Source organism: Streptomyces sp. TRM64462, from assembly GCF_013362995.1.
GTDB lineage: Bacteria > Actinomycetota > Actinomycetes > Streptomycetales > Streptomycetaceae > Streptomyces.
The window spans coordinates 1-15,441 of the sequence record NZ_JABWDV010000394.1 but is presented as its reverse complement, the minus strand read 5'-3'; the positions used below and the strand labels follow the sequence as shown (position 1 = coordinate 15,441).

Annotated in this window: 14 protein-coding genes, 1 tRNA gene and 1 pseudogene; 7 read left to right on the top strand and 9 right to left on the bottom strand. The window is 72.4% G+C overall.

Features of this window, described 5'->3' with window-relative positions:
• Positions 1-7: 7 nt before the first annotated feature.
• A complete protein-coding gene (locus HTZ82_RS22590) occupies positions 8-760 on the bottom strand; it encodes a YcnI family protein (protein WP_175411281.1) in 753 nt (250 codons plus the stop codon).
• A gap of 87 nt (positions 761-847) precedes the next feature.
• Complete coding sequence (locus HTZ82_RS22585; RefSeq protein ID WP_175411280.1) at positions 848-1,642, bottom strand: hypothetical protein; 795 nt, start codon at positions 1,640-1,642, stop codon at positions 848-850.
• Positions 1,643-1,858: 216 nt separating this feature from the next.
• Here HTZ82_RS22585 and HTZ82_RS22580 point away from each other — a divergent pair, with 216 nt between their 5' ends.
• On the top strand, positions 1,859-2,344 hold the full coding sequence (locus tag HTZ82_RS22580; protein ID WP_175411279.1) for an ATP-binding protein: 486 nt from the start codon (positions 1,859-1,861) through the stop codon (positions 2,342-2,344).
• A gap of 78 nt (positions 2,345-2,422) precedes the next feature.
• On the opposite strand, the gene HTZ82_RS22575 is transcribed toward HTZ82_RS22580, so the two are convergent.
• Together HTZ82_RS22575 and HTZ82_RS22570 are read right to left on the bottom strand one after the other, a co-directional pair.
• A complete protein-coding gene (locus tag HTZ82_RS22575) occupies positions 2,423-3,892 on the bottom strand; it encodes an aminopeptidase P family protein (RefSeq protein ID WP_175411278.1) in 1,470 nt (489 codons plus the stop codon).
• A gap of 121 nt (positions 3,893-4,013) precedes the next feature.
• On the bottom strand, positions 4,014-5,567 hold the full coding sequence (locus HTZ82_RS22570) for a PP2C family protein-serine/threonine phosphatase (protein ID WP_175411277.1): 1,554 nt from the start codon (positions 5,565-5,567) through the stop codon (positions 4,014-4,016).
• 478 nt (positions 5,568-6,045) lie between these two features.
• Here HTZ82_RS22570 and HTZ82_RS22565 point away from each other — a divergent pair, with 478 nt between their 5' ends.
• On the top strand, positions 6,046-6,867 hold the full coding sequence (locus HTZ82_RS22565) for a bifunctional DNA primase/polymerase (RefSeq protein ID WP_175411276.1): 822 nt from the start codon (positions 6,046-6,048) through the stop codon (positions 6,865-6,867).
• A gap of 207 nt (positions 6,868-7,074) precedes the next feature.
• The gene (locus HTZ82_RS22560; protein WP_175411275.1) at positions 7,075-7,785 is read left to right on the top strand and encodes a hypothetical protein; all 711 of its coding nucleotides are present in this window, start codon (positions 7,075-7,077) and stop codon (positions 7,783-7,785) included.
• Between the two features lie 262 nt (positions 7,786-8,047).
• Here the strand turns inward: HTZ82_RS22560 and HTZ82_RS22555 are convergent, their stop codons facing one another.
• The 3 genes and pseudogenes from HTZ82_RS22555 to HTZ82_RS22545 all read right to left on the bottom strand — a co-directional run bounded on the left by HTZ82_RS22555 (position 8,048) and on the right by HTZ82_RS22545 (position 10,842).
• Positions 8,048-9,025 carry a DUF5926 family protein gene (locus tag HTZ82_RS22555; protein WP_175411274.1) on the bottom strand — a complete coding sequence of 326 codons (978 nt, stop codon included), beginning with the start codon at positions 9,023-9,025 and terminating at the stop codon, positions 8,048-8,050.
• A 363-nt stretch (positions 9,026-9,388) separates the two neighbouring features.
• Positions 9,389-9,988 (bottom strand): annotated as a pseudogene (locus HTZ82_RS22550) (ATP-binding protein); the annotation flags it as partial.
• Positions 9,989-10,035: 47 nt separating this feature from the next.
• A complete protein-coding gene (locus HTZ82_RS22545; protein ID WP_175411273.1) occupies positions 10,036-10,842 on the bottom strand; it encodes a glycerophosphodiester phosphodiesterase in 807 nt (268 codons plus the stop codon).
• A gap of 231 nt (positions 10,843-11,073) precedes the next feature.
• On the opposite strand from HTZ82_RS22545, the gene HTZ82_RS22540 reads away from it, so the two are divergent.
• Positions 11,074-12,672: a S1C family serine protease gene (locus HTZ82_RS22540; protein ID WP_175411272.1), complete on the top strand. Its 1,599-nt coding sequence runs from the start codon at positions 11,074-11,076 to the stop codon at positions 12,670-12,672.
• 157 nt (positions 12,673-12,829) lie between these two features.
• On the opposite strand, the gene HTZ82_RS22535 is transcribed toward HTZ82_RS22540, so the two are convergent.
• Entirely contained in the window at positions 12,830-13,228 is a 399-nt protein-coding gene (locus tag HTZ82_RS22535) for a hypothetical protein (protein WP_175411271.1), read from the bottom strand.
• A gap of 426 nt (positions 13,229-13,654) precedes the next feature.
• Between HTZ82_RS22535 and HTZ82_RS22530 the strand changes: the two genes are divergently transcribed.
• Together HTZ82_RS22530 and HTZ82_RS22525 are read left to right on the top strand one after the other, a co-directional pair.
• Positions 13,655-14,272, top strand: coding sequence for a TOPRIM nucleotidyl transferase/hydrolase domain-containing protein (locus HTZ82_RS22530; RefSeq protein ID WP_175411270.1), 618 nt, complete (start codon positions 13,655-13,657; stop codon positions 14,270-14,272).
• Between the two features lie 262 nt (positions 14,273-14,534).
• A tRNA-Ser gene (locus tag HTZ82_RS22525) sits at positions 14,535-14,619 on the top strand.
• A gap of 163 nt (positions 14,620-14,782) precedes the next feature.
• Here the strand turns inward: HTZ82_RS22525 and HTZ82_RS22520 are convergent.
• Complete coding sequence (locus tag HTZ82_RS22520; RefSeq protein ID WP_175411269.1) at positions 14,783-14,956, bottom strand: hypothetical protein; 174 nt, start codon at positions 14,954-14,956, stop codon at positions 14,783-14,785.
• Positions 14,957-15,139: 183 nt separating this feature from the next.
• Here HTZ82_RS22520 and HTZ82_RS22515 point away from each other — a divergent pair.
• Positions 15,140-15,441 (top strand): transposase (locus HTZ82_RS22515; RefSeq protein ID WP_175410252.1); only part of this gene is annotated, 302 nt, incomplete at its 3' end.

Below are 15,441 nucleotides of genomic sequence, written 5' to 3'. Positions count from 1 at the left end.
CCGGAGATCAGGCGGAGCGGCGGCGCCCTGCCAGGACACCGAAGGCCACACCGGCGGCACCGACCAGGATGCCGACGACACCGAGTACGCGGGCGGTGGTGTCGCTCACATCACCGGAGGCGGAGGCGGAGGCGGAGGCGGAGGAGGCGGGGGCAGCCGTCGCCTTCCCGTCGGCGTCCTTCTTGTCCGAATCGGCGGCGCCGACACCGTGGTGTCCTTCGCCGGCGGCGGACAGCTTCAGTACGGGCGCGGGCGACTCGGGTTCCGCCGCCCCCTCCTTCGGCTCCTCGATCCAGCGGACGACTTCCTTGTTGTCGTATGTCTGGAGGGCCTTGAACACGAGCTGGTCGGTGTCCTCGGGCAGTCGGCCGAGCGACACGGGGAACTGCTGGAACTCACCGGGGCCGATCTTCGACCCGCTCGCCGTCCAGGTGATCTTCGAGGGGGCCTCGGTGATCTTCCTGCCGTGCAGTTCCAGCGGCTTCGCCAGCGTCGCCTTGTCGACCTTGACCGTCCAGCCCGGCACGGGCTGCGGCATCACGGACGCCAGCGGATGGTCCATCGGCAGGGAGATCTCCAGCTTCACGGTGGAGGCGTTGTCCCGCTCGTTCGGGACCTTGAAGTTGACCGTGGCGTAGCCGCCCTTGGCGGCCTCGCCCTGCGGCTGGACGCTCACATGCGCGAACGCGGACGGCGCGAGCAGCAGGACGGAGGAGACGGCGAGTCCACCGGCGACGGTGAGACGACGTGAGACGTTCATGGCAGAACACACTCCACTGAGCAGACAAGGGTGAAGGCGCCCGGCGCGTGCGGGCGCGGCGACTCCACTCCCGTCGAGTGGGTCGCGTCAGGCTGCGAGGTGGAATACGGCCGGAGGGCCGCGCCTGATCACCGTGTGCTGAAGTGCGTCCGCCGCTGCCGGCAGCGGAACGTCGTCGTCGGCCCGCGGCACCCGCGGCCCGGGCGTGTGCAGCGCACCAGCCCCGGCGACCAGGGCCCGTACGAGGACGAGGGCCGCGCGCAGCGACCGTACGAGGGCCTCCTCGGCGACCTCGATCGCGCCCCGCGCCGAAACGCCGGCCAGCGCGGCGAGCCGCGCCAGTGCCAGGTCGCCGTGCCGGAGCAGCCACCCCGTCACCAGGGCGGCCAGCAGGTGCCCGAGGGCCATGGACAGGCTCGGCAGCGTCTGCGGGTCCACCGGTGCGGCGACCGTGGCCGGGCCTCCAGCGGCGGCCGCGGCGGCCGCCGGGTCGAGCCCCGCCTCCGTGACGATCCGGTGGGCCTCACCGGGGCTGAGCTGCGCCGCGCCCGCGCCGCACACCAGTCGCGCGGCGGCCCGGATCAGCGCGTCGCCCCCGGAGCCCTCCGCGGTGGCGGCGGGTGCCGCGTGCTGCTGCCCGAGCCCGAAGAGCGTGTGCAGGGCCAGTTGGCCGGTCACGAGCGCGGCCGTGATCGCCGGCAGCGAGCGGTTCCGCCCCGCGAACGGCAGGGCGAGAGCGAAGACGGTGACGAACCCCGCCGCCAGCGTCCACCACGGAACGGCCTCGCACGCGGCGAGGACATGGCCCAGCGCGGACAGCACGAGACAGACCGCGGTGAACACCGCGGCCCTCAGCAGCCGAGGACCGGTGGGGGCAGACATGGCCGGGCCATCATCCCACCACCCCCACGCCGCCCGTAGGGCAGGTCCGGAAGGTCACCCTTTGCGGCCCGCGTCCGGGTGGACGCGACCGGATGCCGATCCGAATTCCCTCGAACGAATCCCGCTGAACGGGGGATCGTCCGTCAACTCCAGGCTTACGTGTCGAATATGGGGCAATACGTAACGATATGTCGAGCCGCGGCAGGAGGCTGGCGCATGAGCATCTGGTGGTCGCTCCACTTGCGGCGCGAGGCTGCGAGCGTCCCGCTCGCACGGCGACTGCTCCTCGGCACCATGGAGACGGCGGGTGTCGACCCGGACACCTCCTACGACTTGTCGCTGGCCCTCGGAGAGGCGTGCGCCAACGCGGTCGAACACGGCGGGGACGACTCGGCCGAGTTCCGGGTGACCGCGTACCTCGACGGCGAGAAATGCCGTATCGAAGTGGCCGACTCGGGCCCGGGTTTCCCTCCGGGCCCGCCGCATGCCGTCGCCCCGCGCGACACGGCCCCCGCGGACGCCGAGTGCGGGCGGGGCCTGCGCCTCATCGAGGAGCTCGCCGACCATGTCCACTTCGGCAACAGAGCCGGCCGGGGCGGCGCCGTCGTCAGCTTCGACAAGATCGTGAAGTGGCGCGCGGACGCTCCGCTCACGCTCACGCACCCTGCTCCCCTGGACCGACTGGATCGATGTTTCACGTGAAACGTGGGACGGAGAACGCGGGACGTCCCCCTGCCGGCTCACCAGCGGGGGGACGTTCCGTGCACAGCGAAGGACGCCTCAGCCCTTCAGGCGCGCCATCCAGGCCTCGACCTCGTCGGAGCGGCGCGGCAGCCCGTCCGACAGGTTCCGGTTGCCGTCGTCGGTGACGAGGATGTCGTCCTCGATCCGGACGCCGATGCCCCGGTACTCCTCCGGCACGGTCAGGTCGTCCGCCTGGAAGTACAGGCCCGGCTCGACCGTCAGGCACATGCCCGGCTCAAGGGTGCCGCCGACGTACTCCTCGGCGCGGGCGGCCGCGCAGTCGTGCACGTCCATGCCGAGCATGTGGCCCGTGCCGTGCAGGGTCCAGCGACGCTGGAGGCCCAGCTCCAGGACGCGCTCGACGGGGCCTTCGAGCAGGCCCCACTCGACGAGCTTCTCGGCGAGCACGCGCTGCGCCGCGTCGTGGAAGTCGCGGAACGCGGCGCCCGGCTTCACCGCCGCGATGCCGGCCTCCTGGGCCTCGTACACGGCGTCGTAGATTTTCCGCTGGATGTCCGTGAACGTGCCGGAGATCGGCATCGTACGGGTGACGTCCGCGGTGTACAGCTCGGTCGTCTCGACGCCCGCGTCGAGCAGGAGCAGGTCGCCGGCGCGGACCGGGCCGTCGTTGCGGACCCAGTGGAGGGTGCAGGCGTGCGGACCCGCGGCGCAGATGGAGCCGTAGCCGATGTCGTTGCCCTCGACGCGGGCGCGCAGGAAGAACGTGCCCTCGATGTAGCGCTCGGACGTGGCCTGCGCCTTGTCCAGGACCTTCACGACGTCCTCGAAGCCGCGGGCCGTGGAGGCGCACGCCTTCTCCAGCTCGGCGATCTCGAAGGCGTCCTTCACGAGCCGCGCCTCGGAGAGGTGTACCCGCAGCTCCTCGTCGCGCTCGGCGGTGACCTTGTCGGTGAGCGCCTTCTCGATGCCCGCGTCGTGGCCGCGCACGACCCGGACCGGGCCCGTGGCCTCGGCCAGCTTGCCCGCGAGCTTGCGCACGTCGCCGGTGGGGATGCCGTACAGCGTGGCGGCCTCGGACAGCGAGTGGCGGCGGCCGACCCACAGCTCGCCCTGGCCGGACAGCCAGAACTCACCGTTCTCGCGGTCGGAGCGCGGCAGCAGGTACAGCGTCGCGTCGTGGCCCGCGTCCTCGCCCTCGCCCCTGGGCTCCATGACGAGGACGCCGTCCTCGGTCTGGTTGCCGGTGAGGTACGCGTACTCGGTCGAGGCACGGAAGCTGTACTCCGTGTCGTTCGAGCGGGTCTTCAGATTGCCGGCCGGGATGACCAGCCGCTCGCCCGGGAAGCGGGCGGAGAGCGCGGCACGGCGGGCCGCGGTGTGCGCGGCCTGGGCGATGGGCTCCAGGTCGCGCAGCTCGGTGTCCGCCCAGCCCGACTTCATGTTCGCGGCGAGCTCGTCGGAAACGCCCGGATACAGGCCGTTCTTGCGCTGCTTGATCGGCTTCTCTTCGCTCTCCGGGTTGTCCGGCGTGAGCTCTTCGGCCACGGGTCCGCCTCCTCTTGGTACGACACTGAACCCCTCCCCTCATCGTACGGTCGTACGGAGAAGGGGCCAGGGCCGTCACCGTGGAAGGCGCCCCGTGGCAGCGTGCGGCTAGGAACGCTCCCTAGTCGAAGCGGGCCGCCAGCATCACCACGTCCTCGCCCTCCGCGTCCTCCGGACCCTCCGGGAGCACCGCCCGCAGGACATGGTCGGCGACGGCTCCGGGGTCGGCGCGGTCGGCCTTCGGCACGCTCGCCGCAGCGGCGTGCAGCCGCGCGAACGCCCGGTCGACCGGGCCGCCGATCCGCCGCAGCAGCCCGTCCGTGTAGAGCAGCAGCGTCTCGCCGGGCTCCACGACCAGGTCCACGCTCGGCGCCTCCCAGCACGCGAGCATGCCCAGCGGCGCCGACAGGGACGTCTCGATGTACTCGGTGCGACGCTCGCCGACGACCAGCGGCGGCGCGTGCCCGGCACCGGCGAGGACGAGCTTCCGCTGCGCGGGCTCGGCGTACGCGAAGAGCGCCGTCGCGGACCGCGCGGGCTCGGTGAGCCGCAGCAGCAGCTCCAGGTCGGAGAGGACCGCGACGGGGTCCTCGCCCTCCATCACCGCGTACGCCCGCAGCGACGCGCGCAGCCGGCCCATCGCGGCCAGCGCGCTCGGCCCGGACCCCGAGACGGAGCCCACGGCGAGGCCCAGCGCGCCCTCCGGCAGCGGCAGCGCGTCGTACCAGTCGCCGCCGCCCTGCGGCCCGGGGACGTGGCGGCCCGCGAGACGGACGCCCGGCACGCGCGGCAGCCGGCTCGGCACCAGCTCCTCGGTGAGGGTCGCCACCTCGGCGCGGCCCCGCTCCAGCTCCAGCAGCCGGGCCAGGTGCTCGGAGGCGTACTGCCCGTAGAGGCCGACGAGGTGCCGCTGCCGCTCGGCCGGCTCGGCGGGCTCGTCGTACAGCCAGACGGCGGCGCCCAGCTTCCCGGCGGCCTCGGTGACGAGCGGTACGGCGTAGCTGGCGGCGAAACCGAGACGTGCGGCGACCTCGCGCTGGCGCGGGTCGAGCCGCTCGTCACCGAGCAGGTCCGGCACCGCGACCGGCCGGGAGCCCTCGGGCCCGCCGTCCCGGCGGCCCTCGGGGGTGCCCTCCCGGGCGCCTTCTGGAAGGCCGTCGAGGATGCGCCCGTACGAGGTGGCGCTGCGCGGCACGGTCTCGATGGTGCCCAGGTCGGCGTGGGCGAGGCCGAGCCCGATCGTGGTGGCGGGCCCGAGCCCGTCGGCCGGTTCGAGTACGGCCATGCCGCGGCGGGCGCCGACGAGTGCGGCCCCCGCGCGCAGCAGTTCCCGGAGGGCGTCGTCGAGCGTGCCCGTCCGGGTGAGGCGTTCGGTGAGTTCGTGGAGTGTGGTGAGGTCGGAGACCCAGCCTGCCAGCCGGTCCTGGATCAGGGTGCCGGGTGCGGGAGCAACGGCAGGGATGCCCGGGAGAGGCGTTGCAGTGTGCGCAGGAGCGGGAACCGTTGGATCGATTCCAGCCACTTTCGGCAGGTGAGGGGCGCTCATGGCAGCCGGCTTTCCAGCTGCTTCTCTTTGCTCAATAGCATCGCAAACCCCCATGTCAATCCGCATGTCATGCTGCGCCGCTATCACTGCATCCACATGTACACGCACTAGTGAGGGGATGTCCAGCATTGTCCAGCGGGACGCGTGGTGTGTATGCGATGCTGAACTTGGCCAAAAAATAGCCCCGATGGGGAGGTTTTGCGGTCGACTGAGCGCGTTCGACAAGGGAGCACCACCCGAGGCGACACCATGCGGACTCGGGGGGAGCGTCATTCCGAACGCGTGGGGTACGTAATCGTTGGTGGCCAGGGGAAGTTGGGGCAGGCCCGGAACCCGGTGGGAAGCCCTGGCGTCCTCACCATCGAGGGCGCGCCCCGTCCCGGCGGACGGTTCGCAATTCGCCCAGCGCGCGCCACCCCTCGCCACGCGTTTAATGGACTCAGCCGACGCTCGGCCCCCAGCGGTGTTGTCCGACCGCACCGGCAGCGGGTTCCTTCTTCCGCGCCGGTCGGCAGGGCGGCGATTCGCCGCCCTCTACGCACAGTGAAGTAACGCACACGTGTTGTGATGTGGACCCTCGGCGTTCAACGGAAAGGAACGAGCGCTCATGCGCGAGATCCTCGGAAGGCGACGCAGGCTCCTGTTCGGGCGGAAAAATGGGCCTGCCCACCTGGACGCGGCGCTGCTCTGCGCCACCGGGTGGCACTGGCCCGTACTCCCCGGCGTGGGCCTCAAGGCGGCGGACGACCCCGCGGCGAAGGGCCGCGCGGTGGAGCGCGGCTGTGCCTGCCCGGACCCGGAGTGCGTCGTTCCCGGCGCACACCCCTTCGACCCCGGGCTGCTCGCGGCCACCACCGACCCCCGGATGGTGCGCTGGTGGTGGACCACCCGGCCGGACGCACCGATCGTGCTCGCCACCGGCGGCAGCGCCCCGTGCGCGGTGAGCCTGCCGGCCGTCGCGGGCGCCCGCGCGCTGGCCGCGCTGGACGGGCTCGGAGTGCGGCTCGGCCCGGTCGTGGCCACGCCCACGCGCTGGTCGCTGCTGGTCGCCCCGTACACCCTCGAACGGCTCGGAGAACTGCTGTACGCGAAGGACCGTGTGCCGAGCTCGCTGCGGTTCCACGGGGAGGGCGGGTATCTGGTGCTGCCGCCGTCCGTGACGGGGAAGGGGCGCGTGCGCTGGGAACGCGCGCCGCTCGCCGCACCGGGCGCCGTGACCGTGGGGCCGCGCGCTGCCACCTCGCGCGCTGCCACCTCGCGCGCCACCTTGCGCGCTGCCACCTCGCGCGCCGCCGGTACCGCAGCACCGGGCGCCGCCGCCGCTGTGGGCGCGGGCGCGCCGTGGCTGCCGGACGTGGAGACGGTCGTCGACGCCCTCGTCGAGGCGAGCGTCAGCGCACCGGACGGCGGCAGCCGGCTCCGCTACTGACGCCCGGACGGCACAGGCCCGTCGGCGGGTCACTCGTACGGGTGTGAGCCGAGGCCGACTTGTACGGGAAACGGGCGCGCGGCCCGGAAGACGCGCGCCTTCCGCCGCTATCGTCACCCCACCGCCGGAATTTCACCGGAACCGGAAAAGCACCGGCCAGGCCGCGTACGCACACGTACTCCGGCCCGTCGACAGGTGGGACACCCCATGAATCTCCGCATGATCGGACTCGGCGCCGTCGTGGCCGCCGCGACGCTGATTCCGCTGGTGGCGACCGCCGGCCCGGCAGCCGGACCCCTCGCCGATCCGGTCGCCGTACTCCGCGGCCCCGGCGCGTCGACACCGACACCGACACCGACACCGACACCGGCGTCGGCACAGGCACCGGCGCCGGTGGCCTCCGGGGCCGTACGCGGCTCCGACCCGGCGTCCGCCCCCGCGTCCCGCTCCACCGGCTCCGGAACCGGTTCCGGAACGACAGGCTCCGGAACCGTCGGCTCCGTCGTCCCGCCGCTTCTGGCCGAAAGTGACGCACCGCAGCCCGGTCCCGGCGCTGCCCTGATCGGCGGCCGCGCCGCCCAGTGCGGCCCCTCGCTGGTGTCGCCGCACGGCGTCGAGGCCCAGACGTGCGTCCTCGCCGAGGGCGAGGACGTCTGGGCGCGCACTTACTACCGCAACACCAGCGGCCGTGAGCTCCGCGCGATCCTCAGCCTCATGGGCCCGGCCGACCGTACCGTGCGCACCCACTGCGCTGTGGGCGCGGGCGACGAGCCGGGTGCCTGCGAAAGCCCACGTGAACGCGGTCGTGGCGACGTGGAGGAGTACACGGCGGTGGCGGAGTTCGCTGCGGACGGCGACCCGGACAGCCCGCTCCTGCTGCGCTCGGGGAGCAACGCCCCGAAGCCGTCGGCCCGTTGACGCATCGTTGCCAAACGGAACCGGAGGAACGCATTCCGGGGAAATGCAAGAACCCGGTCGCTGGCGACGGGGGATGCACCAGCGACCGGGCTTCCAGAACGGTAACAAGAGATCGGCGGTTCGCAAATTCGATCTCTCTTATTCGGACAGCGATTTACCGTCTGGTAGGCCTTGGGGAAGGCTCAGAGAGCGATCTTCGCGGCGACCCCGCGGCGACCCCGCGGCGACCCGTGGCGATCCCGCGCCGGTCTCTGTGGAGCGGTCAGCTCAGGGTGACCTGACGGTTCGTGAGCCCGCCGCGCGCCCGTCGCTCCTCCGCCGTCAGCGGGGCGTCGGACGCCAGGGCGCCCGCGAGCCGCTCCGCGAACTCGGCGGCCGGCTTCTCGCACTCCTCCGCGCCCATCCCGCTCGGCAGGTCCCACACCGGCACGACCAGGCCGTGCGCCCGGAACGACCCCACCAGCCGGGTGCCCTCGCCGAGCGAGGACGTCCCGGCCGCGTGCAGCCGGGCCAGCGCGTCGAGCAGCTGCTCCTCCGGGTGAGGCATGACCCAGCGCAGGTGGTTCTTCTCCGGGGTCTCGCACCAGTACGCGCAGTCCACGCCCGACAGCTTGACGGTCGGGATGGCGGCGGCGTTCGCCCGCTCCAGGGACGCGGCCACGTCCGGCGACGTCTGGTCGGCGGACTCAGGCACCCAGAACTCGAAACCCGTGTGGACGACCGGCTCGAAACCGGCCTCCGGGTCGAGCAGGTCCTGGAGCCGCGGCCCCTCCGCGGGAACGCGCCGGGCGGCCACCGGAGTGCCCGGCTCCGCTTCGAGCGCCCGCAGGAGCGTGTCCGCGAGATCGCGGCTGAGGTCACCGGAGGACGTGTCGTTCTGCAGCGCGATCAGTACGGAGCCGTCGTCGCGGCGCAGCGCGGGCCACGCCATCGGCAGAACGGTCGCCAGCGTCACGGACGGTACGCCCTCCGGCAGGCCGCTCTTGAGGTGCAGGGGCGCGGTGGCCGCGGGCACCAGCTCGCGCAGCGCGACCCAGTCCCCCTCGCCGGCCAGGCCCTCGAACGGACGCTGCACCAGCTCGGTCACCGCGTGCGCGGCGGACCGGCCGTGGCACGCCTTGTAGCGGCGGCCCGAACCGCACGGGCACGGCTCACGGGCCCCGACGACCGGTACCTCCCCGTTCGTCACCTGCGGCTTGGCGGCGGCCTTGGCCTTCGTCTGGGGGCGCTTCTTGGCCATGCGTGGGTCTCCCGTTGGAACGCGGTGCTCTGTCGGCCGCGAGCCTAGCCCCACCGGGCCTCGGAGGTGTCGCAGGTGCCGGAGGTGCCGGAGGTGTCAGTCGAGGTCGTCGTACGCGTCGAGGAACCCGAGATCGCCCCCGAGCGGTCCCGTGGCCGCGGCGCCTCCCGCCGCTGTTGCGCCAGCCGGCGACGGGCCTCCCGCCGCCGTTGCGCCTGGGGCGACGCCCGCGATGCCGTTGAGGGTCGTGCCGCTGCCGTTCACGGACGGCAGGGGATGCCGACCGGCACGGCCGTTGCTGCGGGCGGTGCCGCTGACGGTGCCGGTGCCGGTGCCGGTGCCGGAGCTGGAGCCGGCGCCAGCTCCGCTGCCGTTGACGCGCGTAGCGAGACGGCCGTGCGGGGGACCGGCATCGTTTTCGGATCGGTCGCGACCGGGGGCCGGCCCGGTGACGAGCACCCAGACCGTGACCTCGCCCGAGGCCCCGTCCCGTACCCCCCAGTCCAGGGCGAGAGCGCTGATGATGTTCAGCCCGCGGCCGCCGCGTGCGGTGACCGAGGGCGTGGCCGGAACCGGACGGGTCGGACCACCTCCGTCCGTCACCTCGACGGTCAGGGCGCCGTGGGCGTCCACCCGCCACGCGGCCCGTACGGCGCCGTCGCCGATCTCGGTCGCGTCCAGCGGTCTGCCGTGCCGGCAGGAGTTGCTGAGCAGTTCGGAGAGGATCAGCACCGCATCGTCGACGACCGGTTCGGGGACCCCGCTGCACCGCAGCTGCTCCCGCATCCGGCCTCTCGCCTCGCCCACGCCCGCAGGGCCATGGGGTACGGCCATGCTCGACGACGTCGGCACTTCCTGTGCCACCACCAACGCCACCCCCGAGACCTCCTTCGCCCCACGCCACGGTGTGAATGCCCCAATGGCCTGAACCGGAAACCGGCCAGTCCGCATACAGTGACGCATTCGACACAGCCGGCCACGGAGCGAATGCGCCGGAGCACTCCCCGTAACTACTGAGGCGTACGGCCCAGTTGGGACAGAACCTGTTTAGGGCGGTTTGTGATGATGGCGTCGACTCCGAGCCGTACGCACAGTTCCACGTCCTCCGGCTCGTCCACCGTCCATACGTGGACGCGGTGGCCCGCGCGGTGGAGGCGGGCGACGTACGCGGGGTGGTTGCGGACGATCCGGATGGACGGCCCGGCGATCCGCGAGCCGGCCGGGAGGCGGCCGTCGCGCAGCCGGGGCGAGATGAACTGGGTGAGGTAGACGGTCGGGACGTCCGGCAGTGCCGCCGTGACGCGCTGCAGCGAACGGGCCGAGAAACTCATGACCCGTACGGGCGAGACCTCCGGCCGCGCGGGCTCGGCCAGGCCGAACCGCTTGAGCATCTGGACCAGCCGCTCCTCGACCTGGCCGCGCCAGCGGGTCGGGTGCTTGGTCTCGATGGCCAGCTCGATGTGCCGTCCGGCGTCGGAGACGAGCTCCAGGAGGCGCTCCAGGGTGAGGACGGAGGTGTAGTCCGGGTCACCCCAGTCCGGGCTCTCGTCGGGGTCCTTCCAGGAGCCGAAGTCGAGGGCGGCGAGGTCGGCCAGCTCCAGGGCCGAGACGGCGCCGCGGCCGTTGGAGGTGCGGTTCACGCGGCGGTCGTGCACACAGACGAGGTGGCCGTCGGCGGTGAGCCGTACGTCGCACTCCAGGGCGTCCGCGCCGTCCTCGATGGCCTTCACGTAGGCGGCGAGGGTGTGCTCGGGCGCGTCCTGGGATGCGCCTCGGTGGGCGACGACCTGGACGGTGTGCTGGCGTGCGTGGGTCACCGCGACATGGTGCCACCGTTCGGGGTGGGCCGGGGGGCCGAGGGAGGGTTCCGGCCGTCCGGGCGGTGTCCGTTTTGCCTGAGATAAAGGAGGGGTGGCGGACGCACAGGTCCCGCTTACAGTGGCCTGACGAGCTGTGGGAAAAGCTGTACGCGGATACTGCACCGCGGGCTCCCGCACCCCCCCTGGACGACCCCTGGACGACGACGTGGACACCGAGGAGATCGAGCTGTGAGCACCGAGAACGAGGGCACCGCGGTTCCGTCCGCCCCTGACGCCCCGTCCGCACCTCCCGTGCCGGCCGCCGCCGCTGCTCCCGAGGGCCCGACGCCCGAGGCCCCGTCCCCGGAGCCGGCCGCGGCACCGGAGCGGGCTGCGGCACCGGAGCCGACCGCGGCACCGGCACCGGCACCGGCCGAGGGTCCGGCGGCGGAGCAGCCGCAGGCCCGGCAGCCGCAGGAGCCTCAGGCCCGGCAGCCGCAGCCGCAGCCGGAGCCGCAGACACCCCCACCGCCCACGGATCCCGCGGCGACCACCCCGCACCCCACCGTCACCATGCCGTCGGCGCCCCTGTCATCCGCGCCCCTGCCGTCCGCGCCCCCGCCCCCGTCCGTACCGCCCGCCGCGCCGCAGGCATTCCCGGCGTACGGAGGGCAGGGCGCCGCCCCGGTGTGGGGTGCGGCGGCGACGGCGCCTGCGCCCACCCCGCGTAAACGTTCCGGCGGCCTGGTCGCCGCAGTCCTCGTGGCGGCCCTGGTGGCCGGCGGGGTCGGTGGCGGCGTCGGCTACTGGGCGGCGGAGCGGCAGGGCGGCGGGGCCACTTCCACCACCGTGTCGGTCGGGGACACCCCCGCGGACTTCAAGCGCGACCCGGGCACGGTCGCGGCCGTCGCGGCCAAGGCGCTGCCGAGCGTCGTCACGATCGAGGCGAAGGCGGGCGGCGCGGAAGGTGAGGGCGGCACGGGTACCGGCTTCGTCTACGACAAGGAAGGCCACATCCTCACGAACAACCACGTGGTGGCGTCGGCGGCGGACGGCGGCACGCTGACGGCGACGTTCGCGAACGGCAAGACGTACGAGGCCGAGGTGGTGGGCCGGGCGCAGGGCTATGACGTGGCCGTGCTGAAGCTGCGGAAGCCGCCGGCCGGTCTGACGCCGCTGGCGCTGGGCGACTCGGACAAGGTGGTGGTCGGCGACTCGACCATCGCGATCGGCGCGCCGTTCGGCCTGTCGAACACGGTGACCACGGGCATCATCAGCGCCAAGAACCGCCCGGTGGCCTCCAGCGACGGCTCGGGGAGCCGGAGTTCGTACATGAGCGCCCTGCAGACGGACGCGTCGATCAACCCGGGCAACTCGGGTGGCCCGCTGCTGGACGGGCGGGGCGCGGTCATCGGTATCAACTCGGCGATCCAGTCGCCGGGCTCGGGGGGCTTCGGCCAGTCGCAGGCGGGCTCGGTGGGCCTGGGCTTCGCCATCCCGATCAACCAGGCGAAGAACGTCGCGGAGCAGCTGATCAAGACGGGCGAGCCGGTGTACCCGATGATCGGCGCGATCGTGAACATGGCGGAGAAGGGCGAAGGCGCCAGGATCACCGACGAGGGGACGGGCGGCGCGCCCGCCGTCACGCCGAACGGCCCGGCGGCGAAGGCGGGCCTGCGCCCCGGCGACGTGATCACGCGCTTCGGGAACCGTGTGATCGACAGCGGCCCGACGCTGATCAGCGAGATCTGGACGCACCAGCCGGGCGACACGGTCTCACTGACGTACAAGCGGGGCGGTCAGGAGAAGCAGGTCAAGGTGACGCTTGGCGAACGCAAGGGCGACTGACGCGCGGAAGCGGAGTGGCGGGCGGTGCCGTGCCTCCCGGAGAGAGCCGAGGCACGGCACCAAAGCCGGACAGCGGATGGCGTTCCCCGCCCCGTACGCCACTGATGCGCACGCACCGGAACGGCGTAGGCATCGCGCGGCCTTCGGCCCGGCCCCGCTAGGCCTCCGCGAGGGAGAAGGCGGCCATCTCACCGAAGCAGGCGACGGCGAGCACGGTGAGGGTGCCGATGAGGGCGGACATCGAGAAGTGGGCGTCGTCGCCGAGTACGGCCGCGGTGATCTGCAGCGCGGCCAGGACCAGGCTGGTGCCCCACATCATGGCGCGAGGGAAGGGACTCGCGCTGCTGACGGTGGCCTCGCTGACGAGGTGCGGGACGGTCGCGAGCAGCGCGATGAGCGCGAAGGCGATGGACACGAAGAGCGCGGCGAGCCCTTCCCAGTGGCGGTAGTGGGCGAGCGTGTACGTCATGGCGCCGAGGTAGACGACGGCGGAGAGCACCGCGCAGGAACCGGCGGCGAGGAACGAGAAGGTGTGCTCACGGGACCCGTCCGCCAACCCGCCCGCAGAGATGGGAGAAGCGGCCGTCTTCCTGATCGCGCGAGCCACGGGAACCGTCATGGAAGCCTCCGGTACGCAGCGGTCCGTAAAGCCCTGAGCGTAGGGCCGCGCTGTACGAAGCGTGACCACGCGCACCCGCGACGACCCCCGCGACCTGCCCGGACCCCGAAGCCACCACCCCTGCGGGTGACCACCCCGAACAGTCCCCCTGGTTGACGCCCCCCCGCCACTACCACGGCCTGCCGGCGGGCGGTGGCGGGTAGGTGGGTAGGAAGGTAGGCGCCCACATTGATGATCTCCGCGACGTACCCGGGCTGCACCAGGCGCGGCAGCTTCCTCACTGCTCACCGCCGACACCGCCGACACCGACGCGCTGGCGGAAATTCCCTACCGCGGTGACTGGAGAGGGCGGAGACTCGTCTCATGACGGACATGGGCTCGTTCCGGGATGCGGTCACCGCGTGGGCGGCCGGCGGCCCCGGCGACCCCGCGCGCGAGCTGGCCGCGCGGCTGGCCGTCCGGGCAGCCGTCCTGCTCGAAGGCCCGAGCGACACCGCAGCGGTCAGCGCGCTGGCCGAGAGCCGCGGCCGGAACCTGGCGGCCGAAGGAGTCTGCGTCCTGCCGATGGGCGGTGCGATGAGCGTCGGGCGCTTCGCCCAACTCCTCGGGCAGCCCGGCCTGGGCCTGCACCTCACGGGACTGTGCGACGAGGCGGAGCGCCGCTACTACGCCCGCGGCTGGGAACGGGCCGGCGCGGCACAACAGCGGTTCTACGTCTGCGCGGCGGATCTTGAGGACGAACTCATCCGCGCGCTGGGCGTGACACGGGTGGAGGAACTCGTCCGGGCGGAGGGCGACCTGCGAGCCCTGCAGACCTTCCTGCACCAGCCCGCACAGCGGGGCCGCACCCCACAGCAGCAGTTGCGGCGCTTCCTCGGTACGAAGAAGGGGCGCAAGATCCGCTACGGCCGCGTCCTCGTCGAGGCCCTCGACCCCGCCCGCGTACCGGCCCCACTCGACGACCTGCTCGCCAGCCTCTGAGAGCTGGCGACGTCAGTCTCGGCGAGTTCAACGAGATCCATGAGGCGGCCCGGGGGCGATCTCGGCGTCCAGGGAAGCGCTGAGGGAAGAAAACCGGAGTGGGACCTGGCTGCTCCCTTCTGCTCGCCAGGAGGGCAGCGAGATCGCGGAGTGGAGTCGACGGGCCGCAGCCACGCCCCGGCCGTCCTCTGACCAGCCCGCCCCGCCATCCTCCCTCAGCCGGTAGGCTGTAGCCGCTCCGCAGCAGGTGAGGCGGGGCGTGGGTGGGTTGCCCGAGCGGCCTAAGGGAACGGTCTTGAAAACCGTCGTGGCGCGAGCCACCGTGGGTTCAAATCCCACACCCACCGCAGCAGGTCAGGAAACTGGCAGGCCAAAGGGGTGTCACTGGTCCGGTGACACCCCTTTCGCATGCGTCCTGTCTCATGGTGTCTCGCCTGTGGACCACACCGGATCAGTGTCCGTCCCCCAGGCCCCCCAGGATTCACCGAGTCAGCACAGCGCTGAACAACTTCACCGTGCGGCAAGGGGGGCGAAGAACGTGGCGAAGACGCCCGCCAAGGCGAAGACGACCAGTAGCGGTGTGCGCAGACGCGGGTGGCGGAAGGCGACGTAGCCCACGACGGCGAGGATCAGGATGACGACGAGGACCAGGAGCAGCAGGACGAGCATGGTGAGTGTGGACACGGAGGTCCCCTCCCAGACTTGAGTGTGCCGTGTCGGCACACAGGTGGATGGGTCTTGAGCACTTGCGCCGCACAGAGGCGCTCACCAGCGGCCCGAATGGGTATGGAGGCCGGTGCGGGACCGACGATCAGGCAGGCGGGGGTTAGGCCGTTTCCTTCGGATCATCTGATCGTTGGTTGATGCGTGTCGTTGACTGACGCCCAGTGGGCACGCATCGAGCCGTTGCTGCCGGACCGGACACCGAAGCGGGGTGGCCGGTGGCGGGACCACCGGCAGGTGATCGACGCGATCGCCTTCAAGTACCGCACCGGCACTCCGTGGATGGAGCTGCCCGAGCACTTCGGCTCATGGAAAGGCGCCCACAACCGGCTGCGGAAATGGGCCGCCGACGGCACCTGGGAGAAGGTCTTCACCGCCCTGCTCGCCCAGGCCGACGCCGAAGGCGACCTCGACTGGGTCGTCGCGGTCGACTCCACGATCGTCCG